This is a genomic window from Paractinoplanes atraurantiacus (assembly GCF_900215205.1).
Classification (GTDB): Bacteria; Actinomycetota; Actinomycetes; order Mycobacteriales; family Micromonosporaceae; genus Actinoplanes; species Actinoplanes atraurantiacus.
On the sequence record NZ_OBDY01000027.1, the window covers coordinates 23,193 to 47,984 of the forward strand.

General features: G+C 70.7%; 23 protein-coding genes, 1 pseudogene and 1 riboswitch. Of the genes and pseudogenes, 6 read left to right on the plus strand and 18 right to left on the minus strand.

Features of this window, described 5'->3' with window-relative positions; translation table 11 throughout:
• Positions 1–110: 110 nt before the first annotated feature.
• The 13 genes and pseudogenes from CRP55_RS39730 to CRP55_RS39795 all read right to left on the minus strand — a co-directional run bounded on the left by CRP55_RS39730 (position 111) and on the right by CRP55_RS39795 (position 14,674).
• Positions 111–1,070 (minus strand): LLM class flavin-dependent oxidoreductase, encoded by a 960-nt coding sequence (locus tag CRP55_RS39730; RefSeq protein WP_097327161.1) that lies wholly within the window; start codon positions 1,068–1,070, stop codon positions 111–113.
• Positions 1,067–1,663, minus strand: coding sequence for an HAD family hydrolase (locus CRP55_RS39735; protein ID WP_097327264.1), 597 nt, complete (start codon positions 1,661–1,663; stop codon positions 1,067–1,069). Before CRP55_RS39735 ends, CRP55_RS39730 begins: the two co-directional genes overlap by 4 nt.
• A 5-nt stretch (positions 1,664–1,668) precedes the next feature.
• The gene (locus tag CRP55_RS39740; protein ID WP_097327162.1) at positions 1,669–2,424 is read right to left on the minus strand and encodes a DeoR/GlpR family DNA-binding transcription regulator; all 756 of its coding nucleotides are present in this window, start codon (positions 2,422–2,424) and stop codon (positions 1,669–1,671) included.
• Positions 2,425–2,475: 51 nt separating this feature from the next.
• Entirely contained in the window at positions 2,476–3,825 is a 1,350-nt protein-coding gene (locus CRP55_RS39745) for an NAD(P)/FAD-dependent oxidoreductase (RefSeq protein WP_097327163.1), read from the minus strand.
• Between the two features lie 26 nt (positions 3,826–3,851).
• On the minus strand, positions 3,852–5,831 hold the full coding sequence (locus tag CRP55_RS39750) for an ATP-binding protein (protein ID WP_097327265.1): 1,980 nt from the start codon (positions 5,829–5,831) through the stop codon (positions 3,852–3,854).
• Positions 5,832–5,866: 35 nt separating this feature from the next.
• Complete coding sequence (locus CRP55_RS39755; RefSeq protein ID WP_097327164.1) at positions 5,867–6,331, minus strand: GNAT family N-acetyltransferase; 465 nt, start codon at positions 6,329–6,331, stop codon at positions 5,867–5,869.
• A 13-nt stretch (positions 6,332–6,344) separates the two neighbouring features.
• Positions 6,345–6,833 carry a hypothetical protein gene (locus CRP55_RS39760; RefSeq protein ID WP_143235253.1) on the minus strand — a complete coding sequence of 163 codons (489 nt, stop codon included), beginning with the start codon at positions 6,831–6,833 and terminating at the stop codon, positions 6,345–6,347.
• A 225-nt stretch (positions 6,834–7,058) separates the two neighbouring features.
• A pseudogene (locus CRP55_RS39765) lies at positions 7,059–8,568 on the minus strand (ISL3 family transposase).
• Between the two features lie 715 nt (positions 8,569–9,283).
• Positions 9,284–9,925, minus strand: a complete 642-nt coding sequence (bluB, locus tag CRP55_RS39775; protein WP_097327167.1) for a 5,6-dimethylbenzimidazole synthase — start codon at positions 9,923–9,925, stop codon at positions 9,284–9,286.
• A gap of 40 nt (positions 9,926–9,965) precedes the next feature.
• A riboswitch (cobalamin riboswitch) is annotated at positions 9,966–10,061 on the minus strand.
• 38 nt (positions 10,062–10,099) lie between these two features.
• Complete coding sequence (locus CRP55_RS39780) at positions 10,100–10,738, minus strand: DUF4190 domain-containing protein (protein WP_143235254.1); 639 nt, start codon at positions 10,736–10,738, stop codon at positions 10,100–10,102.
• Positions 10,739–10,755: 17 nt separating this feature from the next.
• Positions 10,756–12,843: an iron ABC transporter permease gene (locus CRP55_RS39785; RefSeq protein ID WP_097327169.1), complete on the minus strand. Its 2,088-nt coding sequence runs from the start codon at positions 12,841–12,843 to the stop codon at positions 10,756–10,758.
• A 7-nt stretch (positions 12,844–12,850) separates the two neighbouring features.
• A complete protein-coding gene (locus CRP55_RS39790; protein WP_097327170.1) occupies positions 12,851–13,837 on the minus strand; it encodes an ABC transporter substrate-binding protein in 987 nt (328 codons plus the stop codon).
• A gap of 30 nt (positions 13,838–13,867) precedes the next feature.
• Positions 13,868–14,674, minus strand: coding sequence for an ABC transporter ATP-binding protein (locus tag CRP55_RS39795; RefSeq protein ID WP_097327171.1), 807 nt, complete (start codon positions 14,672–14,674; stop codon positions 13,868–13,870).
• A gap of 85 nt (positions 14,675–14,759) precedes the next feature.
• On the opposite strand from CRP55_RS39795, the gene CRP55_RS39800 reads away from it, so the two are divergent.
• Positions 14,760–15,968, plus strand: coding sequence for an alpha/beta fold hydrolase (locus CRP55_RS39800; RefSeq protein WP_097327172.1), 1,209 nt, complete (start codon positions 14,760–14,762; stop codon positions 15,966–15,968).
• On the opposite strand, the gene CRP55_RS39805 is transcribed toward CRP55_RS39800, so the two are convergent.
• The gene (locus CRP55_RS39805) at positions 15,958–16,800 is read right to left on the minus strand and encodes a GDSL-type esterase/lipase family protein (RefSeq protein WP_097327173.1); all 843 of its coding nucleotides are present in this window, start codon (positions 16,798–16,800) and stop codon (positions 15,958–15,960) included. The genes CRP55_RS39800 and CRP55_RS39805 overlap by 11 nt on opposite strands.
• 113 nt (positions 16,801–16,913) lie before the next feature.
• Between CRP55_RS39805 and CRP55_RS39810 the strand changes: the two genes are divergently transcribed.
• A complete protein-coding gene (locus tag CRP55_RS39810; RefSeq protein WP_097327174.1) occupies positions 16,914–17,543 on the plus strand; it encodes a hypothetical protein in 630 nt (209 codons plus the stop codon).
• Here CRP55_RS39810 and CRP55_RS39815 read toward each other — a convergent pair.
• The gene (locus CRP55_RS39815) at positions 17,515–18,150 is read right to left on the minus strand and encodes a response regulator (RefSeq protein ID WP_179855534.1); all 636 of its coding nucleotides are present in this window, start codon (positions 18,148–18,150) and stop codon (positions 17,515–17,517) included. The two genes, CRP55_RS39810 and CRP55_RS39815, sit on opposite strands and share 29 nt — an antisense overlap.
• Complete coding sequence (locus CRP55_RS39820; protein ID WP_143235256.1) at positions 18,150–20,057, minus strand: sensor histidine kinase; 1,908 nt, start codon at positions 20,055–20,057, stop codon at positions 18,150–18,152. The genes CRP55_RS39815 and CRP55_RS39820 overlap by 1 nt, the downstream gene beginning before the upstream one ends.
• Positions 20,058–20,124: 67 nt before the next feature.
• Here CRP55_RS39820 and CRP55_RS39825 point away from each other — a divergent pair, with 67 nt between their 5' ends.
• Positions 20,125–20,577 carry a hypothetical protein gene (locus tag CRP55_RS39825; RefSeq protein ID WP_097327176.1) on the plus strand — a complete coding sequence of 151 codons (453 nt, stop codon included), beginning with the start codon at positions 20,125–20,127 and terminating at the stop codon, positions 20,575–20,577.
• Positions 20,578–20,581: 4 nt separating this feature from the next.
• Positions 20,582–20,983, plus strand: coding sequence for a hypothetical protein (locus CRP55_RS39830; RefSeq protein WP_097327177.1), 402 nt, complete (start codon positions 20,582–20,584; stop codon positions 20,981–20,983).
• On the opposite strand, the gene CRP55_RS52490 is transcribed toward CRP55_RS39830, so the two are convergent.
• Positions 20,974–21,633, minus strand: a complete 660-nt coding sequence (locus CRP55_RS52490) for a hypothetical protein (protein WP_143235258.1) — start codon at positions 21,631–21,633, stop codon at positions 20,974–20,976. The genes CRP55_RS39830 and CRP55_RS52490 overlap by 10 nt on opposite strands.
• A gap of 360 nt (positions 21,634–21,993) precedes the next feature.
• Positions 21,994–22,920: a hypothetical protein gene (locus tag CRP55_RS52495; RefSeq protein WP_143235260.1), complete on the minus strand. Its 927-nt coding sequence runs from the start codon at positions 22,918–22,920 to the stop codon at positions 21,994–21,996.
• Positions 22,921–23,677: 757 nt separating this feature from the next.
• Here CRP55_RS52495 and CRP55_RS39840 point away from each other — a divergent pair.
• Both CRP55_RS39840 and CRP55_RS39845 read left to right on the plus strand, forming a co-directional pair.
• A complete protein-coding gene (locus CRP55_RS39840) occupies positions 23,678–24,211 on the plus strand; it encodes an RNA polymerase sigma factor (protein ID WP_097327179.1) in 534 nt (177 codons plus the stop codon).
• Positions 24,208–24,789 carry a hypothetical protein gene (locus CRP55_RS39845; RefSeq protein WP_097327180.1) on the plus strand — a complete coding sequence of 194 codons (582 nt, stop codon included), beginning with the start codon at positions 24,208–24,210 and terminating at the stop codon, positions 24,787–24,789. The genes CRP55_RS39840 and CRP55_RS39845 overlap by 4 nt, the downstream gene beginning before the upstream one ends.
• The last annotated feature ends 3 nt before the right edge of the window (positions 24,790–24,792 follow it).

Sequence of the window (24,792 nt, forward strand, 5' to 3'; positions counted from 1 at the left end):
GGGGTGGGACCGGGCAGGGAACTTGATGGCGCCCGCGTGCCATCGGTCGTCGCCGGCGCGCTGCCGTAGCTGAACGCCGGCTTTGCGGCAAGCCGGCGCTTTCCCGGTCGTCAGGGTCGCTCTGGTCGGGGCAACGCCTGGGCCAGGCCGGTCAGGGCCTGGAGAGGGTCGGGCTCGGCGGGGATCATGATGACGCTTCCGGCGCCCGCGGCGTGGCGGGCGGCGATCTGGGCTCGCACCTCGGCGGGGGTTCCGGCCAGGGACAGCTCTCGCACCCAGGCGTCCGGCATCGTGGCTGCGAACTCCGCCGGGCCGGCCGCGGCCCGGCGGTGGGCGGCCAGGTCGGCGGCGAACGGCAGCGGGGCCAGGTGTGGCGCCCAGTCGGGTTCGCCGATCCCGGCCAGGCCGGGGCGGACCAGGTCGCGGGCCTTGTCGCCGTCGTCGTGGACGGCCGCGGCGTCGTAGGTGATGACCAGCGGGGATGATGACTCCAGGCGGGCGGCCGCCTCGGCGATGTAGGGCGGGGCGGCCGGCTCGGCCAGCAGCAGGCCGTCGGCGACCTGGCCGGCGACCGCTATCGACTTGGGGCCGCGGACGCCGAGCACGACCGGTGGCACCGTCTGCGGTGTCTCGCCGATGACGACGCCTTCGACGTCGACGTAGCGTCCGGCGGCCGGGCCGGGCTCCCCGCGGAGCAATGTGCGCACCGCCGTCGTGTATTCGCGGAGCAGGGTGAGCGGGCTGGCGGGCCAGGCGCCGACCGAGCGCATCCAGTCGGGCATGCCGTGTCCGATGCCGGCGATCAGGCGGCCGGGGAACAGCTGGGCGAGGGTGGCGAGCTCCATCGCCGTGAAGGCCGCGTTGCGGGCTCCGGCGGGCAGGATGCCGATGCCGACCATGATGTGGTCGGTGGCGGCGAGGACGGCACCGGCCTGGGCCACGCCGCCGCGGAATCCGAGGTCCTCGACCACCCACAGTTCGTCGAAGCCGAGCTGCTCGGCCCGGCGGGCGTAGGCGAGGACCTGGTTCGCGGGAAGGTCCCGCGGCAGCATCACTCCGACGTGCGTCATGTCGTGACTCCCTTGAGTCGAGCCGGGCCGGTGAACAGATGGGTGCGCATGCCGAGCCGTCCGGCGACGGCGATGTTCTCGGCGCGGTCGTCGATGAACAGGATGTGGCCGGGGTCGGCGCCGAGCTCGCGCGCGCACCACCGGAAGGCCTCGGGGTCGGGCTTGGCCCGGCCGATGCGGCAGGAGAAGGCGACGAGCTCGAAGTGCCGCATCCATCGGCGGTGGTGCTGCTCGTAATGGGCGGCGAGCTCTTCGGGGATGTTGGAGAGCAGGGCCAGCCGTACGCCGGAGGCCGCGGCCCGCTCGATCAGCGTGACCATGTCGTCGTCGACGGCGCCCCAGCTGTCGGTGTCGGCGGCGATCAGGTTGGCGATCCGGCTTGTGTCGAAGGTCGTGCCGAGATCGAGCGCGACCCGCTGCCAGTATGCGGTGGCCGTGCACTGCCCGCGGTCGTACGGGGGCCGGTGGCGCCAGTAGGCGTCCAGGAAGGCGGGCGCGGCGGCCCCGGCGATCTCGGTGAGGGCGTGCACGGCCTCGGGGGCCTGGTTGCGGGCGATGACGCCGAACAGGTCGAACAGCACGACCTCGGGCATGGCGTTCACACCGTCCGCACGATGGTGCCGGCGGCGGTCAGGGCGCCGAGGTGTTCGGGGCCGGCGTCGCCGGTGGTCACGATCATGTCGAGGGCGGAGACGGGCGCGACGAACGCGAGCGCGGTGCGGGTGAACTTGGCCGGGTCGGCGACGGCGACGACGCGGTGGGCCGAGGCGATGATCGCGCGCTTGACGGCGGCGTCGGCCAGGTCGTACGCGGTCAGGCCGTCGGCGGTGAGCCCGCAGCAGCCGAGGACCGCGGTGTCGAAGCGCAACGCGGCCAGGGAGGCCTCGGCCAGCGGCCCGGTGAGCGCCAGCTCGTTGGCCCGCAGCTCGCCGCCGGGCAGCAGCAGTCGCAGCTGGGGCGCGCCGGCCATGGCGTTGGCAGCGTGCATCGACAGCGGCATGACCGTGAGCCGGCGGCCGGTGAGCGCTCGGGCGACCTCGAGGCAGGTGGTGCCGCTGTCGACGACGACGGCCTCGCCGTCGGCGATCAGATCGGCGACCGCGGCGGCGATGCGGCGCTTGGCGCCGAGGTCGTCCTGGGTGCGCAGGGCGAAGGGCGGTTCCTCACCGCGCAGGACGAGGCTGCGGGCGCCGCCGCGGTAGCGCTCCAGCATGCCCTGCTCGGCCAGTTGCTCCAGGTCGCGGCGCACGGTCATCTCGGATGTGCCGGTCAGCGCGGCCAGCTCGGCGACGCCGGCCTGACCGGCGTGCTGCACGGCGTCGAGGATGCGCCGATGGCGTTCGCTGATCGTCACGACCGCTATTGAACACCATCGGCGTTAGAAATACCTAACTTCGAACACCAATCACGAGCAGAGGCGCAGGAGTTCGGCGCGGCCGGGGCCGGGCAGCGGGTACTGCGGGGCCGACACCCCCAAGGCCAGCACACGGTCGCGCACGCCGGGCTTGGCGAAGACCTCGTCCGGGGTCTCCAGGAAACCCGCCACCGTCAGGTAGGCGCGCAGCATGTCCGGGTCGCGCAGGGCCGCCGCGTACAAGGCCTTGGCGCCGATCCAGCGCAGGTCGTCGGTCCGGTAAGGAACGGCGGTCACGTCGCTGTCGATCTCGGCCAGGCGGTGTTTGTCGAAGCCGTTCGTGGCCCGGTACAGGGGCAGCACCGTGCGGGCCGTGGCCTCGTGGAAGCGGCGGGCCACCTTCTCGTGATCGGCCGGGTCGGTGTCGCGCAGGGTGTCGCGCAGCAGCCGGGCGTGGATCAGGGTGAAGGCGGCGCCGCGGCCCAGTGACGGATTGGTGCAGGCCCACGCGTCGCCGACCGGGACCATGCCGGTGACCAACGGGGTGCCGTCGGGGGCGTAGTGCCGCAGCCGGTCCTCGATGCCGGCCAGCGCGTCCACGCCGGTGATCGGGGTGGCGTCGATCCACGGCGCCACGAGCGGATACCGGCGAAGCACGTCCGTCCACACTGATGGGTCGCGCAGGACGCGCAAGGCGTGGTCGCGGGTGCTGGCCACCACCACGACGCTCCACGTGCCGTCGTCGCCGGGCAGGGTCAGCACCGACACCGACGCGTACTGCTGCTGCACCATCACTTGCAGGTCGGGCCGGTCACCGCGGAAGTGCCGGGAGTAGTACACGAAGCCGGCGTCGTCCTTCTCCTCGGCCGGCCGCGGGGCTCCGGCCGCCGCCAGCCAGTCCGGCATCGCCGAGCGGCGCCCCAGGCAGTCGATCACCAGGTCGGCCCGCACCGGGCCTTCGGCGGTGGTCACTCCGGTCACCCGGCCGCTTTCCAGGTGTACGCCGGTGAGCCGCACCCCGCGGCGCAGCACGACCCCGCTCGCCTCCGCGGCCCGGGCCAGGGCCGCCTCGATGACCGGCCGCCGGGCGGTGACCGTGTCGAAGAGCGCGTCGCCCTCCCGGTGCGGCGGCGGCACCAAGCTGAACCGGCTCCCACCGGCCGCCAGCACCTCGGACGCGGCGGTGGGCAGCTCCGTCGACAGCACCTGCCACCACCGGGGCAGCATGAAATGCGGCAGCCGGAACTGGTTGACCCCCGGCCGCTGCCAGGTCTCCCACGGCTCGGCGCCGGGCGGCGCGGGGTCTCGTTCGAGGACGGTCACGTCGTGGCCGTCGTTGCGCAGCATCATCGCGGTGCTCAGGCCGGCCAGGCCGGCACCCAGGATCGTCATGTTCGCCATGCCCGCAGCGTGCGCCGCCGGACTGTTCACTCTCCAGGTCGTTCGCTGCCCAATCGCTGCCCGGTCTCGGCCCGCCACAGCCGCTCGGTCAGCGCCTCGACCGCCTTGGCCAGGTGACGGCGATAGGTGCTGAACGGCAACCCCAGCGCCTCGGCGGCGGCTTCCTGCGAGGCCGCCGGTTTGAGGTACGTCCGGTAGAGCACCGCCCGCAGGCGCTCGCCCCGCGGCTCCTCGCCCAGCGCGTCCACCGCCCGCGCCACGGCGGCCCGGACCGCGGCCGGGTCACCGCCCAGCGACGTGCCGGCCAGGGCTGCGCCGCTGTCCGGGCGGTGCAGCACCGCCCGTACGGCCGAAGCGAATTGGTCCTTGCCCATCGGCGCCGGACGGGTCAGCTCGTGCGGCGGCGGGCCACTGCCCCCGGTCTGCTCGCGCTCGTTCATCATCTCGAGCCACGCCTCGACCGGGAAACGCCGCCAGTCGTTGCCGTAGACCACGTGCCGCCGCCCGTCGCAATCCACCGACAGCAGCTCGCGGAAGCCCAGGTAGTCGAAGAACGGCCCCCAGAACACGTGATCGGTGGTGGCCACGAACGCCCACGCCAGGGGCCGCCCGCACCATTCGACGATCGACGACACCGAGCCGGCGAAGACCGCGTTGCGGTCGCTCTGCGAGCCGTCCTCGCCGAGCAGGAACCGCGCGATGTCGACCTGCTCGCCCGGCCGCAGCGGAGCGGTGCGGCCGACGTGATCGAGGATCGCCCGTACGACCGGATCCTCCCGCTCCAGAGCCAGACCCGCCGGGCAGAGCGCGTGGTACGCGAAGCCGGACCCACCCGTCACCGTGCTCGCCCCCTCCGGGCGGGCCGCGAACCATTGGCGGGCCAGCGCCTCCGAGCGCGGGCCGAGCTGCCGCCCGATCTGCGCGGCCACCGCCGCCAGCTCCTCGGGCCGCGACGGCACCACCGCGATGGAGCCGTGCGCCCGTACGGCCCGGAACTCCGCACTGAAAGGCCCGCGCCGATGCAGATAGCCCAGCTGCTGGGCCAGCAGTTGCCGGTGCATGCCGGTCGCCGACCGCAGCCCGGCCACCACATAGTCGTGGATGATCCGGTGCAGCTCGCGGTAGCGGTCGGGGGAGCGGCGCTCGAACTCGGCGTCGAGCACCTCGCGGGTCAGGTCGTGCGGGAAGAGCCCCTGCGGCCGGGCGGCGACGAACGGCCGGTCGCCCAGCCACTGCCACACCGCGGGCGCGTCGGCGTCACCGACCGTGCGGCGCAACAGATCCTCGGTCGTCACCTGGGCCTTGGCGCAGGTGGCGAGACCGAGCAGATGCGCGTCGGACGGGGCGTCACGCATCACCGAGGCGGTCAGCGCCGAGATCAGATCGGGCGCCTCGGCCAGGCTCCCCGGCACCTCGCCGCCGGACGACACCACATCGGCCAGCAGCGCCAGCGCCAGCGGATGCCCCCGCCCCAGCCGCATGATCGCCTCGCGGTCCCCGGCGGCGACACCGGCCCGCTCGAGCAGAGCGTCACTGGCTTGGAGATCAAGAGCCGGCAATTGATGTACGGCGACGACGCCGCGCCAGCCCGGATCACACCGCCACGCCGCCACCGGCGGGTCGCGCCCGGCCAGCACCACGACCGCTTCCTCGGGCAGGGCCGGCATCAGGTCGCGCCGCAGCCAGCCGTCGAGCACGCCGAGATGCTCGTAGCCGTCGACGAGCAGGACCTGCGGCTCGGCCCCGCCGACGGCACCCACGAAGTCCTCGGCGGTGGGCCGCAGATCCTGCCCGTCGACCAGCACCACCCGGCGCCCGGCCCGGCGGCCCCGCTCCCGCAGATGCAGCAGCAGCGTGGTCTTGCCGATGCCGCCGGGCCCGTGCACGAACAGCACCCGCCGGGGCGTCCGGCCGGCCAGCGCCTCGTCGAACGAGGCCACCTCCGCGGCCCGCCCGGCGAAGCTCCGCCACCGCACGTCCTCGACCACATCGCCGAGCTTCGGCATCCCGCCAGTCTGCGGCCGGAGCCCGCCCGGCGCCGTCACCCAGCCGACAGGACCTTGGCCATGGTGCGGCCGGTCTCGGCGAAGCCCAGCTGCTCGTAGAGCGCCCGGGCCCCGGTGTTGTGGGCGAAGACGTGCAGGCCGATCCTGCTCAGCCCGCTGTCACGGCACCAGCGCTCGGCGGCCAGCATGATCGCGCGCCCGTACCCGCGCCGCCGCACCTCGGCCTCGACCGCCACGTTGTGGACCATCGCGGCGTCCCGCTCCACCTTGATCCAGAGGAAGCCGACCCGCCGGTCACCGTCATAGGCGTACCAGAAATGGTTGCCGGCGGTGGCGTACTCATCGGGCAGCAGCCGCGCATAGGTGTCGGCGGCGGCCCGTCTCGCGCCCGCCGCCGACTGCCCCGACGCTTCCGAACTGCGCGCGTAATGCGCCTCAGCCTCGGCCCGCCACGGCTTGTACTCGTCCTCGGTCATCGGCTCCAGCCGCACGTCCACCATGCGGCCAAGTTACCTAGAACGAGAAGGTGCACATCACCTTGACCCCACCGGTGAACTCGGTCGTCCGATCCGGCGCCGGGCCGATCCGGTAGATGAAGTTGAGCTTCTTGCTGATGATCCCGCAGTCGTCGGCGTACGAGGCGTCCTCGATCCACACCGACTGGCCGTTCTGCCCGAGGTAGGCGGTGTAGACGGCCGCACCGAGGAACTGCCAGACCCCCTTGCAGGCACCCTTGGTGTCGGCGATCTTCGCGCTGATCTCCCCCGACAGGGCGGCCACACCGGCCAGGCCACCCGCCTTCTTGGCCTTCTTCACCTTCTTGACGGCATCCGACACGAGGCAGTGCATCTTCGCCGCCGCCGAAGCGTTGGCGAAGTTCTCCACGATCTGATCGACATCACTCCCGCTGTAGTACCGGGCCGTACCGGCCTGAGCCGGCACCGCCAGGGCCAGCACCATCACCACGGCGGCCACCGCGGCCACGCCAACTTTCCTGAGCATTCGCGCTCCTCCGACAAGGGGTTTCACTGACCGCCTCACCGTAGAAACATCCGCCCTTCTCCGGCCATCACCGTAAATGCCCGACAAAACCACCACACCGGCCGATCCCGTACGGGGTCGTCAAACCGGCGACCGCTTCCGTGCGCCAAGGCCACATTCCGGCCACCGCGTTGGCTGAGGGACTGTCAAGAAAACGGCTCTGGCGCAGAAACGGTGGTGGTCGAGTTACGCGAGCAGAATTCGTTGGCGCAGGAGGGCGAAGCCAGCGCGGCCGTACATCTGCCGCTTCAGGTATTTAACCTTGGTGTTGGCGCCTTCGATCGGGCCGTTGCTGTAGGGCAGGGTCAGCCCGGCGACGACGGCGGGGAGGTCCATGCGCAGGCCGTGGACGAAGCCGTGCAGGGCAGGTAGATCGTCGGCTTCGACGCGGGTGGTCCAGGCGTCGAGGTCCTGGCCGCGGCGGGCGGTGAGCAGGCCTGCGAAGGTCCGGATGTGGCCGGCCAGGACCCGGAGGTAGGGGTAAGTCTCGAGAAGCGCGTCGAGATGATCTTCGTGGTGAGCGGGCAGTTTCTCCGGGCGGCTCATGAGCCAGGCGACCAGCCGCCGCGGGGACGGCGGGATGCGTTCGGTTTCGGCGCGTCCTTGGTTGAGGTAGCGGACCAGCAGGTTGGCGCTGCCGGTGTAGCCCTGTTCCCGGATCTCAGCCAGTAGTCGGGTCACCGCGACGCCGGGTTCTTCAGCGCGGCGGCGGCGCAGGTGATCACGGAACGCATCGACCAGCGTTTCGCGGTAACGGGGCGGTCGCTGCAACTGCTCGGCGCTCGCGGCGCGGGCATAGCGCTGGACCGTGTTCAACGCCCAGCCGAGCCGGCGAGCGCAGTCCATCAGGCCTACCCCTTGATCGAGCAGAGCGTGCACGGCGGTATGCCGCTCGCGGGTTCGTTCATCCAGCAGACACCGCGCCGAGGCGGAATCGGGCCGCCAGCAGCCGGAATGCGCGACCACTGTCTTCTCGACGGCCTTACCCAGGTTCGCCCACAGATGCCAGCGGTCGCTGACCTGCACCGCCTGCGGCGCACCGTCACGGATCGCCTCGGCATAGGTCGCTGAGCCGTCGCGGCAGATCACCGTGACGTCGGGGTGCTCCCGCAAACCAGGCTGCGAGCGTCTCGGCCTTGCGGTCGGGCAGGACATCGACCCGCCGATGGGTGACCGCGTCGAGCAGCAAGGTCGCATACCGGCGGCCGCGGCGCAGCGCGAAGTCATCCACGCTCAGCACGGCCGGCACCGGCAGCTGCGGGACTGGGGCTGCCATCAACACCCGCAGCACCGTGCTGCGCGAGATGCGCGCGCCGAGGCGTGCCAGCACCGCAGCACCGGCGCGGCCGGCGGTGACCACGGCCAGATCGGTGACCAGAGCGGTCAACTGCCGGGTCCGCCGAGCCCACCGCTGCGTCACGGCGGGCACCTGCTCCCGGAAGGTCCGCCGCGCGCAGGCCACCGCCAGGCAGACCAGCCGACGAACCCGCACCCGCACGACAACGGCCCGTCCACCGACCGGAAGATCGGCCAGCTGCCGCTGGTGATAGGCATGCACCCGTTCACTGAGCTGCCCACACTCGGGGCACGCCGCTGCGCCCGCCGCTGTCCGAGCCAAAACTCGCACGACGGTCCCGTGATCGAGGACCTGGTCAATGACCAGCGCGGAAAGGCCAGGGAACACCGTTTTAATCACGTCGCACGAGAGTCATGATCCACCGTCACAGTCCACAAAGGATGCCCGGGGTCGACCACCGTTTCTGTGCCAGAGCCGCTTTTCTTACAGTCCCTTGGCTGACGGTGGCGGCTTATCTCCTGCACGCCATGGGCCGCTGCGGCCAGTGCACGCTTTCGCGAGAGCGATGCTCGTGCCCGTCACCGAGCCGATCGAGGCCGTACGGTCGGAGGCGGTCGGTGCCTGAGTTGAGCGCAGTCTGCCACCGGTGCGGCGCACCCATGTCTGGCGGAAGTTGCTTCTGGTGCGATCTGGCCGACCGCTATCCCGGTGTTCCCGCGGGAGGCACCTATGAGTGGGACCCGATGTGGATATGCGACCGAGCAGTTTGGGGTACAAGGCTACGACGCTTGTCATCGCTGTGCTCGGCAGCGGCAGCATCGGTCTCGGCTGGTACATCCCGGGCGTTCTCTTGAGCACCATCGCGGTTGCTGCGGCAGCCGTGTACCTCACGGTCGTCGGGTATCGAGCGGCTATCGCGAACGGGCCTGACTTGTGGACAGCCTGGTTTCCGGTTTGAGGATGCTCAAGCGCCACGCCGGTGGCCGTGCCGGCGCGAAAAGAGTACTTTCCGACGCTGTCCTTCGAGGAAGCCTGCCTTGTCGCGATGGAGATTGACCTGCCCGGCTCGGAGCGGGCTGGGCAGGTCGCCGTCCCTGACCGTCGGAAGCGATGATCAGTCTGCGGACAAGGCGCGGTTCCAACGGTTCTCGTGGCGGGCCAGGTGCAGGGGGCGGCGGGTTCGCCAGCCGTGGCGTTCCAGGTCGGGGGTCTGCTCCACGTGGGTTACCGGGCCCAGGCAGAGCCAGGCGACCGGGCGGATGCCGGGCGGGATGCCGAGCAGGGCGCTCAGGAAGTCCTCGCGGTAGAAGGAGACCCAGCCCACGCCCAGGTTTTCGGCGGTGGCGGCCAGCCACAGGTTCTGGATGGCCAGGCAGACCGAGTACAGGCCGGCGTCGGCGATCGCATGGCGGCCCAGGACTGTGGGGCCGCCCCGGGACGGGTCGTAGGTGACCGCGATGGAGAGTGTGGACTCCAGGATGCCGTCGATTTTGATGCGGGCGAAGCGGGCGGCGGCGTCGGGATCGCCGGCGAGGGTGGCCGCGAAGACGTCGCGCTCCTGCTGGACGTGCCGGTGGAACGCCGTCCGCACATCAGGGTCGCGGATGACGATGAAGTCCCACGGCTGGGTCAGGCCGACGCTGGGGGCGGCGTGCGCGGCCGCCAGCACACGGTCGAGGGTGTCGTCCTCGACGGGTGCACCGGTGAACTGGCCGCGCACGTCGCGGCGGGTGTGTATGGCGTCGTACAGATTCATGGGCAGGCTCCCGCTGTGGTGGTCAGCGCGAGGCCGGTCTTCGGACTCCCGGATCGTCACCTCACCGCCCGCCTTCCCAGCCGTACGGCCAGTGGCTACGCGTCATGCGTGTGGGCGGCGGCTCCCCGGTCACCGCGGCCCCTCGCTCCTTGTTGCCACCGGGCACGCTACCGGCTACTTCTTGAGCGATCCCGTGGTGGTCCCGCTTCGTTGATGGGCGAAGCACAGGACGCCCGGGTCGCCGGTCTCGCCGATCTCCTCCATGCGGGCGGTGAACAGGATGTACTTGGCGTCGGCCGGGCGCTTGGCACCGGCGTACGAGACGAATTGCTTCTCGCAGGCCGCGTCGGCCTGTTCGGAGGTGGCCTTGGGCAGGTCGAACTTGGCGAACAGCTCGCTGCTGTGCGGGGACGAGCAGGGCAGCGCGTCGAGGTAGTCGCCGGTGTCGTTGATCAGGTCCTTGACGCAGTCGCCGGGGCGCATGTTGTCGATGCTCAGGGAGCGCTCGCCGCGCAGGACCCCGGTGGCGTCGCGGTCGGGGCCGTCGGCGACGTCACGGGCGATGGCGATGCCCGCGACCACCGCGATGGCCGAGATCCACAGGCCGCAGACGCACAGGGCGATGATGGCGAAGACCTTGCCGCGCTTGTCGCCGTTGCGCCGGCTCTGCCGCAGGCCGACGATGGCCAGGATGATGCTGATCAGGCCCACGCAGCCGAACAGCGACAGGGTCAGGGCGGCGATGGAGAAGCCGTTGGTCTTGCCGTTCCACGCGGGTTTGTACGGTGGCGCCGGATAGCTTTGAAGATCCACCGGCGCCACCGTACTGGTCATCGACGTGCGGCGCTGCCCCGCCAGAGCAGCCAGACGAAATAGGGTGCGCCGATCAGCGCGGTCACCAGTCCCGCCGCCAGTTGCGAGGGCGCGATGACCGTACGCCCGATGGTGTCGGCCACGCTCACCAGCACGGCACCCAGGCCCACGGCGACCGGGACGGCCCGGGCGCTGCGGGAGCCGACCAGGGCGCGGGCCGCGTGCGGCGCGACCAGGCCGACGAAGCCGAGCGCGCCCACCGCCGTGGCCGCGGCCGCGGTCAGCACCGCCGCCACCGTCAGCAGGCCGAGCCGGGACCGGTTGAGCGGCACGCCGAGCAGCCGCGGCACGTCCTCGTCGAGGGAGACCAGGTCGAGCGTACGGCTGGAGAGCAGGGTCAGCGGAAGCGCGACCAGCAGCACCAGCGCGACCGGGATCACCTGGCCGATGCTGCGGCCGTAGGTCGATCCGGAGAGCCAGGTCAGCGCGACGCTGACATTCCACGGCGAGATCACCACGACGATCAGCGTCGTGATGGCCGTGGCGGCCGCGCTGACGCCGACGCCGACCAGCACGATCCGGTCGGAGGCCAGGCCGCGGGCGGCGGCCAGCCAGTAGACCAGCGCGAACGTGGCCAGCGCGAAGACCGTGGCCACGGCCATCACCGGCCAGGCGCCGACGCCGGGGAAGAGCAGCACCACCGCGACCGCGCCGACGCTGGCGCCGGGCGTCACGCCGAGCAGGCTCGGCTCGGCCAGGGGGTTGCGGCAGACGGCCTGCACGATGGCGCCGGCCAGGGCGAGCGCGGCCCCGCCGAGCAGGGCCGCCAGCACGCGCGGCCAGCGCTGGTCGAGCACGAAGCCGACCTGTCGCCCGGCGTTGCCGCTGATCCAGTTCATGACGTCGCCGAGCAGCACGATCCGGTCGCCCAGCAGCAGACCGGCGATCACCGCGGCGACCAGCAGCACCCCGATCAGCACAGAGATGGTGATCACCCAGGTGCGGGAGTGGACCGTGCCGTGCGCGCCGCGGGCCGGGGCCGCGGCCGGGCCGCCGTCGCGCAGCTTGCGGGCCAGCCAGACCAGCACGATCGCGCCGGCCAGGGTGGTGACGATGCCGGTGGGCACCGAGATGGCCACGTCGGCCGGCAGGACGAGCCGCAGGAGCACGTCGGCCCCGACCACGATCAGCGCCCCGCACAGGCCGGTGAACGGCAGCAGCAGCAGGTGTTTGCCGAGGCCGGGCACGCGCCGGGCGACCAGGCGGGCAATCACCGGCGCGGACAGGCCGACGAAGCCGATCGGGCCGGCCACCGTCACCGCGATCGCGGCCAGCAGCACCGCCGTGACGACCGAGAGGACCCGGGTGCGGCGCACGTCGACGCCGAGCACGCGGGCCGAGTCGTCGCCGAGGCCGAGCACGTCGAGCCGGTGGGCCAGCAGCAGCGCGGCCAGCACGCCGATCGCGACCACCGGGGCCGTCAGCTTGACGTTCTCGCTGCCCGACTGGACGGTCGTGCCGCTGCCCCAGGCGAACAGGCCGACGGTGTTCTGCTGGAACAGCAGCAGGAGTACGGAGGTGAGCGCGTTCAGCGCGAGCGCGACGGCCGAGCCGGCCAGCACCAGCCGGGTCGGTCCCGAGGCGCCGCCGCGCGAGACGAGCAGGACGACACCGGCCGCGAGCAGGCCGCCCACGAAGGCGACCAGCCCGCCGACCACGAACGGCACCGCGATGCCGAAGGCGGCCACGGCCACCACGGCCACGTAGGCGCCGGCGTTGACGGCGAGCGTGTCGGGGGAGGCCAGCGGGTTGCGGGCCACCGATTGCAGGATCGCGCCGGCGATGCCGACCGCGATGCCGACGAGCAGGGCCGCGGCGAGCCGGGGCAGACGGCTGGCGACGAGCACCGCCACCGCCTCGTCGTTCTCGGCGGCCCACGGGTTGATCGCCTTGAGCAGTTCGCCGGCGCCCATGGCCGCGGTGCCCTGCGTGAGGTGCACCGCGGCCAGGACGGCGAGCAGCACGACCGCCACGGCGAAGACCGCTACCACGCCGTACACCTTTTTGAGCGGCGCCGCCGAGACCGGCGTCATCGTGCTGGTCATCGGTGGATCAGGCGGTCAGGGCGCTGGTGAGGGCGTCGATGTAGGCGTTGGCCGAGGCCGGGCCGCCGAACATCCAGATGCCGTCCGGGACGCGCTTGACGTTGTTGGCGGTGACGAACGGAAGCTGCTTCCACACCGCGTTGGTCTTCAGCGAGTCGGTGAAGTCGCCGCCGTCGGCGTCGTTCGCGACGTAGATGAAGGTGGTCGACGCGTCCTTGAGCTTGGTCAGCCCCTCGACGTCGGTCTGCGCCAGGCCGTAGTCCTTGTCGCCGCCGGTGGTCCACTGGTTCTTCAGGCCGAGCTCGCCGGCGATGGCGCCGAAGAACGAGGTGGGTGTGTAGAAGCGCAGCGACACGGTGCCGGCGTCGACCCAGCCGTCGGCCATGGCGAACGCGGCGCCCGACTTGTTGGCCTTGGCCAGCGCGTCCTTGCCCGCGGTGACCTTGGCGTCGAAGCCGGCGAGCAGCTCGGTGGCCTTGGCCTGGGTGCCGGTGGCCTTGGCGAGGGTGTCGACCGTCTTGCGCATGTAGCCGATCGGGTCGGCGCCGTCCGAGCCGCGCAGGGTCAGGACCGGCACCTGCTTGGCGATCGAGGCGATCACGTTCTCGGGCAGGTCCTTGGTGGTGACGACCAGGTCGGGCTTGAGCGCCACGATGGAGTCGAGGCTGGGCTCGCCGCGCTGGCCGACGTCCGGGGTGGAGGCGTCGATCGGGGCGCTCTTGTCCCAGTTGTTGTAGCCCTTGACGTCGGCCTGGCCGACCGGCTTCACGCCGAGCGCGACCAGGTTCTCGGTGAGGCCCCACTCCAGCGACACGACGTTCTTGGCCGGCGCGTCGAGGTGGACGGCGCCGCGCTCGTCGGTCAGGTCGACCGGGCCGCTCGAGACGGCGGGGGCCGCGGCGGCCTCGTCGGCCGGGTCCTCGGTGGTGCCGCAGGCCCCGGTGAGAAGAACCGCGGCCACGCCAACGGCGAAAGCTCGGCGAGTGAGAGCCATGAGAAAAATGTCCCTTTCCGAAGGAGCGAATCAGATGAGTGACCGGCTGGTGTGCCGGCCGATGGGGCGTGTGCGGACGTGGCCGTCGTCGCCGACGGACACCTCGATGCGCAGGCCGTAGATGTCGCTGAGCAGGTCGGCGGTGAGCACCTCGGCCGGACGGCCGTCGGCGCGCACGACGCCCTGACACATGAGCACGACCCGGTCGGCGACCGCGGCCGCCTGGTCGAGGTCGTGCAGCACCACGCCGACCGCCACGCCGTGCTCGTCGGCGAGCTCGCGCACGATGTCGAGGATCTCGACCTGGTAGCGCAGGTCGAGGAAGGTGGTGGGCTCGTCGAGCAGGATCACGCCGGTGTCCTGGGCCAGGCAGGTGGCCAGCCAGACGCGCTGGAGCTCGCCGCCGGACAGCTCGTCCACGGCGCGGTCGGCCATGGCGTCCACACCGGTCATGGCCATCGCCTTGTCCACGTGGGCCGGTCCGTCCGCGTCACCCGAGCCGAACCGCCCCCGGTAGGGGTGCCGGCCGTAGGCGACCACATCGCGTACGGAAACGCCTCCCGGGGTGGGCCTCGACTGGGTCAGCAGGGTGACCTTCCGCGCGAAGTCCTTCGGCCGCAGGCCGGAGGTGTCGTCACCGTCGAGCAGCACCGTGCCCGACTTCGGGGTGTGCAGCCGCGCGAGCGAGCGCAGCAGCGTCGACTTGCCGGAACCGTTGGGGCCCACGAGGGCCACGACGGTGCCCGCACGCAACTCGATGCCCGCGCCGTGCACGACGGTCCGGCCGTCGTAGGCGAGCGTCAGATCGGCTCCGGTGAGCGCCGCGTCCCTGGTCATGAAGGTGAGGCTAACCTAAATCCGAGCGCGGCTCGAATCACGGGTCATAACGAATCAAGATCATGTATGTGTTTAGGGTGAGGTCATGATCGCGCACCCCGGGCTCCGCTTCACCGACCACACCGTGACCGTGCCGCTCGACCACAGCGACGCCGGCCAGGGAACGATCGAGGTCTTCGCCCGCGAGGTCGTGGCCTCCGACAAGGCCGGCGACGACCTGCCCTGGCTGCTCTACCTGCAGGGCGGGCCGGGCGGCAAGTCGCCGCGGCCGCTGCGCTCGGGCAGCTGGATCGCCCGCGCGGTCAAGACCCACCGGGTGCTGCTGCTCGACCAGCGCGGCACGGGCCGCAGCACGCCGCTCGGCGCGCACCCCGTGAAGCACTTCCGGGCCGACAGCATCGTGGCCGACTGCGAGATCCTGCGGGCCCGGCTGGCCGGTGGGCAGCGCTGGGACACGCTCGGGCAGAGCTATGGCGGCTTCGTCACCATGACCTATCTGTCGCACGCGCCGCACGGTGTCCGCACGGCCTACGTGACCGGCGGCCTGCCGGGTCTGACCGCCACCGCCGACGAGGTCTACGCCCGTACGTATCCGCGCGTGGCCGCCAAGAACGCCGAGTACTACCGCGCGTTCCCGGACGACCGGGCCAAGGTCCGCGCGATCGCCGACCGGCTGGCCGCCGAGGACGTCCGGCTGCCCGACGGCGACCGGCTCACCGTCGAGCGTTTCCGGACGCTGGGCATGGCGTTCGGCATGAGCTACGGCTACGCCCAGGTGCACTGGCTGCTCGACGAGGCCTTCACCGACTCTTTCCGGTACGAGGTCATGCAGCTCACCGGCTTCGTCGACCAGCCGCTGTACGCGCTGCAGGAGTACATCTACGGCCAGGGCCCCGGCGCCACGAACTGGGCCGCCGACCGCGCCCTGTCCGCACGGCCGGAGTTCGCCGCGGACGCCGACCCGCTGCTGTTCACCGGCGAGATGATGTACCCCTGGATGTTCGAGCAGATCCGCTCGCTGAAGCCGTACGCCGCGGCCGCCGGGGAGCTGGCCGCCGCCGGCGACTGGCCCCTGCTGTACGACACCACGATCCTGGCCGCCAACGAGGTGCCGGTCTACGCGGCCGTCTACGCCGACGACATGTACGTCGACATGGGCCTGTCCTTGGAGACGGCGGCCGCGGTCGGCAACGTCCGCACCTGGATCACCAACGAGCACGAGCACGACGGCCTGCGCACCTCGGGCGAGGACGTGCTCGGCCATCTCATGGACATGGCCGCCTTCACCAGGTGAAACGGCCCGGATAGCTCACCTCGGCCAGCCGCGCCTGGCCCTCGGTGCTCGGGTGGAAATAGTCGATACGGTTGACCAGCTCGAGGTCGAAGCGCACGTTGTGCACCTCTCCGGAGTCCCAACGGCATTTCTTCCCGTACGCCCGGCACGCGTCCGCGAGCGCGTCGTTGTAGGCATCGATGCGCCGGTCGACCTGGCGGCGACGGTCCTCGTCGGCCTCCGCCGTGGAGGTGGGCCGGGCCAGCAGCGACGGGCAGATGCCCCGGCCCCACGCCCGGACGGCCTTCTCGTCGGAGTGCCCGACCTCCCACAGCCGGTAGAGGTCGGGGATGCTCACCATCAGCACACGGGTCTTGGGCAGGCCCTTCTTGAGCCGGGCCAGGCCGGAGTCGACCCGCTGGCGGAACGTGGCGACCGGGGTCATGCCCCGGGTGCTGGGCGCGCAGGCGTCGTTCGAGCCGATCAGGATCGTCACGTACTGGACCTTGGTGTTGACCGCCTTGCGGGCCTGCGCGGCGAGGTCGGCCGAGTCTGCCCCCGGCTCGGCGAAGTTGTAGGCCTTGCCCTTGATCGCCGCGTTGCTGTCCCGGATGCGCCGGTAGTGACTGTCCACCGCGGAGTCGCTGCCGGTCGCCCAGGAGCGTCGCTCGCAGGCGACCAGCGCGAAGCAACTGGCGAAGCCCGCGGTGATCGAGTCACCGAGCGCCGCCATCGACGACGGATAGGACTTCGGCGAGCCGGTCGGCTTCGGGTCGGCCGCTCCGGTGCCCTCCTCGCAGGCCAGCGCGAACACGCCGAGCAGGGCGAGTACGGCGAGGTGCCAGCGACGCATCCCATCCCCAAGATTCACCGAGAGTGACGACGTGGCCACTCTACAGTGCCGGGACATTCCTCCCGGCCCATGACCCACGCGCACCGGGACACCGTTCGGGTGGTCTTGGCGGCATGACACTCCTGCGCCGCCTGGGCGCCCTCAGCCTGATCCTCTGGCCCGCCGTTCACTTCGCCGGCTTCGTCACCGGACCACCCGGAAAGACCCACGACCCGGAGATTTTCCGTACGCATGCCACGTCCGTCCAGGTCAGCGCGGTGCTCCTGCACTGGGGGGCCATCCTCATCGTCCCGGTGACGATCACGCTGGCTTCCCTGGTGTACGACCGCCTGCCCCGCTTCGCCGTGGTGGCCGGCATCGTCGGGGCGGTCGCCGCGATCAACGGCTCGGGCCTGCTCCTGTCCGACTTCTACGACCTGGCCCTCGCCCAGTCCCTCCCGGACGCCCAGGCCGCGGCGATCACCGACCTGGCGTACGGCTATCCGGGTGTGGTCTTCGGCTTCCTGCTGCCCGGTTTCCTGCTGCATCCGGCGCTGATCGCGCTGGTCGCCGCCCTGGCCACGCTGGGCCGGGCCGCCTGGTGGCAGCTCGGCCTGCTCATCGCCGGCCTGGCCTGGCCGTTCCTGGCCAACGACCAGCCGCCGGTCGTCCAGTCGATCGGCCCGCTGCTGATCGCGGGCGCGCTGGTGCCGATCGGCGCCCGGATGCTGCGGCCTACAGCCCCGCTTCCCGTGCCCGCATGATGGCCTGAGCCCGGTCGGCAACCCGCAGCTTGGTGAAGATGCTGGACACGTGATTGCGGACGGTCTTGTCGCTCAGCCCCAGCCGCGCGGCGATCTGCGGGTTGGTCAGATGCTGCGCGACCAGGCCCAGGATCTGCCGCTCGCGCTCGCTGAGCTCCGGGAACACCTCCGGCCGCCGGTCGAGTCCCGAGAAGTAGCCCATCAGCCGCACGGCCAGGGCCGCCCCGAAGATCGCCTCGCCGGCGGCCACCGCCCGTACGGCCCGCAGAAGCTCCGCCTTGCGGGCGCCCTTGAGCACATAGCCGCGGGCGCCCGCCTGCATCGCCGCGAAGACCGAGTCGTCGTCGTCGGCCATGCTCAGCACCAGCACCCGCACGTGCGGCATGGCCTGCAGCAACCGCTCGGTGGCGGCGATGCCGCCCATCCCCGGCATGGCCAGATCGATCAGCACCACGTCCGGTTGCAGCCGCGGCGCCATGACGAGGGCCTGCTCACCGCTGGCGGCGTCGTCGGCCACCTCGATGTCCTCGGAGGTCTCCAGCAGCGCCCGCAGCCCCTCCCGGAAGGCCGCGTGGTCGTCCACGATCAGCGTGCGGATCGGCTCCATCAGCGTCGTCCCTCGTGCGTAGGCAAGGTCGCCCGGACCCGGGTGCCTTCGGTACCCGAGGTCACCTCGAGCGTTCCCCCGAGCTCCTCGGCTCTCTCGCGCATGGAAGTCAAACCCACTCCCGGCCGTACGCAATGGGTCCGCCCATGTCCGTCGTCACTCACCTCGACCACCAGCCGGTCCTCATCGACCGACAGCCGCACAACGGCCGATCGGGCACCCGAGTGACGGCACACATTGGTCACCGCCTCCACCGCGATCCGGTAGGCCGCCACCTCGGTGGCCGCGGGCAGGTTCGTCATCTCGTCGTCCGCGACGAGCCGCATGCTCGTGGTGGTGGGGAGCGCCGACAGATGGGCCGCCAGCGCCCCGGCCAGCCCGAGCGTGTCCAGCGCGGCCGGCCGCAGCCCCTCCACCAGCCGGCGTACGTCCCGCATGGCCGCCTCCGCGTCGTCGGCCACCTTCTCCAGGAGCTTCCTGGCCGCCTCCGGCTCCGCGTCCTGCGCCGCCTCGGCCCGCATGGTCAGCGCGGCCAGGGTGGGCCCCAGCCCGTCGTGCAGGTCGCGCCGCAGCCGCCGCCGCTCCTCCTCACGGGCCATGACGAGCCGCTCCCGCGACCGTTGCAGGTCTTCGGAGAGCCGCACTGCGTGCACCGCCACCCCCACTTGCCGAGTCAGGTCTTCGAGCAGTCTCTCGCCGATCGCTGGCCACAGCGTCAGCGTGCCCACCGGTTCCCCTTGATACGCCAACGGCAGCACCACCGGAACCACCCCGACGGGAAGCGGACCGAACGCGGTCTCGCCCCCCTCGCGCACCTTCACCGTCACATGCCTGACCCTCATCGTCTCGGCGACCGCCTTGGCGATCAGCGGCAGCACGGCCGCCTCCTGCAGCCGCCGCCCCAGCACCGCGTGCGGCTCCTCCTTCTGCCCGTGCCAGAGGACGTCGATCCCTCGTTGCAGCCGATCACGCAGGGGAGCGAAGGCCACCGCCACCGCCGCCGTGGCCGGGAGGGCGACGTCTTTGCCGAGCAGCGCACCCAGGTAGCCCGCGATCAGCGCGTACCCGGCGATCAGGCAGGCCGAGAGCGATCCGTAGAGCAGTGTCCTGGTGATCAGGACGTCGATGTCGTACAGCCGGTGCCGCAGCACGGCCACGGTCAGCGCGGCCGGCAGCAAGCTGATCGCGACGGCTCCCGCCCCCTCCCAGAAGAGGCTGGCCCGCGGCCACGGCGACCCCGGATCGCCGTCCATCAGCCCCGCGGCGAGCCGGGCCAGCACGACCACGGCTGCGATCGCGCCCGCCCAGGCCACCCACTTGACCTGCGGGTCTCGCCATCGCCTGAGAACCACCACACCACCGGCGACAAAGGTCAGCGCGGCACCGACCGTGAAGGCGACACCCACCGCGTCCGCGACCGGCGCCAGCCCGTCCACACCGAACGGATTCGGCACTGTGGCATCCGCCCGCACCTGCCCCGACGCCCCCGGCCGCATCGCACCGAGCACGGCCGCGGCCAGGGCCAGCGCCCCCACCGGCCCGAGCAGCCACCACCAGCGCCGCGAGGGCGGCCGCCCGTCCGGGAAGAGCAGCGGAACCAGAGCCACCCCGAGATTCGCCGGCACCCACAGCCAGTTCTCCGGCCACGCCGCCAGTCCCGCGCCCCGGACCGCGTACTCGCCGAACGCCTCCAGCAGGGCGAACGACGCCGCGCTGACCAGCAGGGCCCACCCCAGCGCGTTCCTCGGCCGCGACCCCGCGACCAGCGCCCCCGCGACGGCGCAGGTCACCACGAAGACCAGATGACTCTTGCCGAGCGGATCCGCCCCGTTGGCGACCCCGAGCGCCACCGCCAGCGCGATGGCCAGCACGGTCACCGCACACGCCACCCATGCGACCCGCCTCACCGCCCGACCATAGCGGGGCCCGGTCCCAGCAGGACCGGGACAATGTCCCGGCCGCTATCTTGTCCAGATGAGTCAGCTCGAAGACGTGGCCGCCCGCGACGGCTGGCGCTGCTGGGTGTGCGACGAGCCGGTCGACCGCGACATGTCGGTGAACGACCCGCGAGGCCCCAGCGTCGACGCCCGCACAGCCGACCGCAAGGACAAGATCCCCGAGCGCCTGGCCCACCGCTCCTGCAACACCCGCAAGGGCGCGGTCAAGGTGACCATCGCCTGGCCCGACCGCCTCCAGGTGTCCGAGCCGGCCCCACTGATCACCGTCGCCGAACGCCTCGAACGCAAGGGCGGCCGCGAGCTGGTGGCCCGCTGCCCGAGCAAGAAGGACGCCCAGGAGGCCGCCGACTGGCTGGCCGACCGCTTCTCCCGCCTGCTGCCCACCGTCCCGGTGACCGCCACCGTCGACGCCGGCGGCGGCCAGTTCCTGGTCGCCCTGTCCACCGTCGCTGCCCGCGGGCGGCGCTGAGGACATGGCGGGCCGGCGCTACAACTGCTCCTGCGGCAAGAAGCGCTACCGCGACGAGGAGTCGGCGCTGGCCGCCGCGGCCGGCGACGCCCGGACGTACGACGAGAATGTGACCGTCTACCGCTGTCCCGGCGGCCTCGCCTGGCACCTGACCGCGCACGGCTTCGTTCCGGAGGCTCTGCGCTCGGCCGGCCGCCGCGTGGCCTACGCGCTGCTGTCCCGCGAGTCGCTGGACTGGACATCGATCGACACCCGCGACGTGCGGGCCGCGCACCGCATCGTCGCCCTCGGCCTCGCCTCCGGCCGGCCGCCCGGCCCCCTGCGCGCGACCGACCGCGCCGGCCTCACCCGCGTCGTCCAGATCGGCCTCGACGCCTACGCGCAACCGCGCCCCGGTCACTCGTAGCAGCCGGGGCGGTCGCTCTCCACCTGCACGTAGACGACCTTGCTCTTCTGCACGTTGATCCGGTAGTGGGCGCCGTCGCCCTTCACAGCGTCGACCAGTGCGTCGCCGCTCGTCCGCTTGGCGGCGGGCGTCTCGTCCCCGTCGACGCGCCACGTGAGCTGCGGGTAGGCCTTGCGCACCGAGGCCAGCGAACTGCCCGGCTTGATGCCTTCCGGTGTCTTCTGGCCGCCGAACGAGTCGATCGCCCGCAGCCCGTGCTTGCCGTTGAAGATCATCCAGTCCTCGTCCGACTGCCCTTTCCAGTGCGCCGAGACGCAAGCCTCGGGCCCGGCGGTGTCCTGCCCGTCGTTGACGACGATGAGGCCGGTCGCCTTGGCCGCCTTCAGACTCATCCCGATCTTCAGAGGTCCGATGTGGTCGGGCTTGATGGTGAACCCGGCCGGGTCGGTGTGCGCCGCCTCGGCCGGCGGGGCCGCCGGCGACGCGCTGGAGGACGCCGATGCCGTCGGAGTGGCCGAAGTCGCGGGCGCGGTCGTGGGCGCGGTCGTGGGCGCCGAGGTGGCCTGAGCGCCCGGCGTCGTCGTGTTGCTGCAGGCAGCAGCGAGAACAACCAGCGTGGTGGCACCAAAGATCTGAGCGAGACGGTGCATCGGAACTTCCTTCCCCCGTTTGTTTCTTCCGGCACGACTCAGCTTTCCGCCTCCGCCACATCGGCAAATCACGGAAACGTGCCAACGCGACCACTGAGCGATGACAATGGTCGGATGCCCTCGATCGCCGATGCCCGTGTAGCCGACCGGATCGACGCCGTCTCGCTTGCCGGCGACACGGACTGGGCCGGCGGCGTTCCCTGACCAGTGGCGTCGTCAACTCGTGGCCCGGTGCTGCCGTCCTGGTCGAGGTCGCGTTCTGCTTCGACTACCGGAACGTCATGATCCTGCATCCGGAGGAGGATTCTCGACCGCCAGGTTGGTTCACCTTCGATCCCGAGAGCCGCCCCGCCCAGGACCTCAGTCGTTGCAATAATCTCCGCAAGCGGGAGACCAATTCTTGACCCACCTCCCGCTGTTATCGGTGGCATACCAGTCCTCCTCTTCGGAGGTTGGTTCAAATCCCACCCATCTCAGTAATGTATTGTCTGTGCCGATGTAAAAATTCCGGTCGGCTCCGTTGACGGTGGAAGCGACGGCGACTTTTCCTGAATAGGCATGATCAAGTTTGGACAAGACTGTGATTCTGATGTCAGCTACCGACTTGCTGCCCAGGGCTACGCTCGCTGGCGGCATCGGCTTCGCTGGACCTTCAAACACCTCGGCGCAATTCTTGGGGGCCGAGGGATCATCGCAACTGACTATCTCGGTCAGGGTGTTCTTGAGGGTCTGGCTCTCGATGCGGAGTTCGTAGCTGTATGTAATCCCGCCGCCGCCGAAGATGCATTTGATCCAGGTGCCGTCGCTCGCGCTCCGCGGCTGACGAGAAGAGATGATAAGGTTAGCTCCAGTGAGGACGACCAAGTCTGGGTCTCCGGCTGTCAGAACGACGTCCTTCTCGATGCCTGTGAGATAGAGGCGATCTGTCGACCTGGCCCAGGTCATAAACTCCGGATCCCTGCATGAATTCGAGCCGGCGAATTTCGAGGGTATTTTGGGCAGCTCATGAGGTGGTCCGTCAAACCAGAGTAAGCCTGCCTGTTGGGCGGATTCCACTACTGCCACGTTCGCCATGGAGGGGCCTTGTTGTGCGCACGTGATCGTATTGTTCACGCCGTTCGCGCTGCAAGAGCCTGAAACCTTGCCGTTTATATTCGTTTTACTTCCAGAGCCGTTCGACTCGCGTTGTTCCACGATCACTAATGCGGCGCCAACAAGGGATCCGCTGACGCAAAGCGCCAGGGCTATGGAGCCTGCGGCGAGGAGGCCGAAGTGCTTGCCGATCATGTCCCTGATATTCGAGCCGATTCTGTGCGGCCCCGCCGACGAATGCATTGCAGGTCTCGGCCTCTCGGATGCTGACGATTACTGACAGTCCACTTTGTTTCCGGAGCCGACCGCATTGCAGTTTCCGGAAATGTCGCCCGAAATCTCCTGAGCGGGACTCGGCGAGGGCTCAACTCGCTCCGCAGTAAGCTGAATGACCGCTACGATCAGTGCAATGATAGCGACGATCGCGCCGACGCATTGCCATGCGCTGTCGCGCACAAACTTCCATAGTCGTTGATGAGATGAAGGTGCGCCGGCGCCGGCTGAATGGCTGGTAGGTATCGACGGACCTTCATCTTGCTCGGGCGTCATTGCGTAAAATCCTCCCGTGTCGCATTGGAGACGTCCAGTCTCAGGCACCTAATCCATGATCGCCATGATGTCTGTCCGGCAAGGTCGTAGGCGTGGCTTGTACGGCCAAGGGTGTGGGACTGTTGGCCACCCATACAAGACGAACGGCCGACTCTTGCCGCCTATCTCGCACCAGATGGTTGTTCGGGCAAGCCGCCGCTCAGCTGTATTCGGCGCTGGCTACCCGACGCTTGTTACTGGATGGGCCAGATGGTGCGATCGGCGCTTCTCGAGTTCGGGTATCGGTGCCGGTAAATGGAGCCCCGATCGTTGATGCGAAGTCGAGGTTGGATGTGAGCCGTGGGAGGATGCGGCGATCTTGAAAGGGGCCGGGGGCTCCCGGACATGTGTGAGGGTGGACCCTGTGGACTTGGAGGGGCGCCGGCGGCGGTTCGAGGCGCTGGCCCCCGCGGTGATCGAGGCGGTGCGGCGCTATCTCGTGCGGCGCACCGATCCGGCCACCGCGGACGACGTGCTGTCCGAGACTCTGCTCGTGTGCTGGCGGCGGCTCGAGGAGATTCCTGAGGACCACCTTCCTTGGGCGTACGGGGTAGCCCGTAACTGCCTCGCCAACGCCGACCGCAGCCGGCGCCGGCAGGCGCGGCTGTTCGCGCGGATCGCCACCATCGACCCGCCGCCGCCCGCGATAGCGGGGCCCGAGCCCCGAGACGGCGAACTGGAAGCGGCGATGGCGAACCTGCGCGCCGCCGACGCCGAGCTGCTGCGGCTGTGGGCCTGGGAAGACCTCTCCCCGCCGCAGATCGCCGTCGTTCTCGGCATCTCGGCCAACGCCGCCTCCATCCGGCTGCACCGGGCCAAGGAGAAACTCCGCGAAGAGTTGCGAAAGGCCGGGGCCGCGGCCGGACATGAGGGGGAGACAGAGGGGAGCCGGCCATGACCGACGACGACCTGCGGGCGCTACTGCGCCGCGCCGATCCGGCCCGGGACCTGCCGGCCTCCCCGCAGCGCTTCCCGCTGGAGGACATCATGACCACCGCCACGCCCGCGCCACCCGCGCCGCGTAAGAAGATCGCCCTGGCCGCGGCGGCCCTCGTGCTGGTGGCCGCCGGCATCGGCTGGCTCACGCTTCGACCCGAGGAGACGACACCGACCGTGACCACCCAGGAGCTCCGGACCGTCCAGTTGACCGCTCCGGGCGTACAGGCGAAATGTGTTGAACCGACGGCCGAAGTCCTGGCCGAACGCGCCGATTTCGCCTTCGCCGGCACCGTGACCGCGGTCGAGGGCGCCACCGTCACCCTCGACGTCACCCGCGTCTACCGGGGCGACGCCGCCGGTCAGGTGCGGATCGCCCAGGCCGGCGACTCCTCCGAGCAGATGATGGGCAGCGGCAAGTTCGAGAACGGCAAGAAGTACCTGGTCGCGTCCTCGCAGGGCAGCATGCTGATCTGCGGTTACAGCGGCGAGGCGGACGCCGAGGGCCTCCAGGGCCTGTACGACCGGGCGTTCGCATAGGTT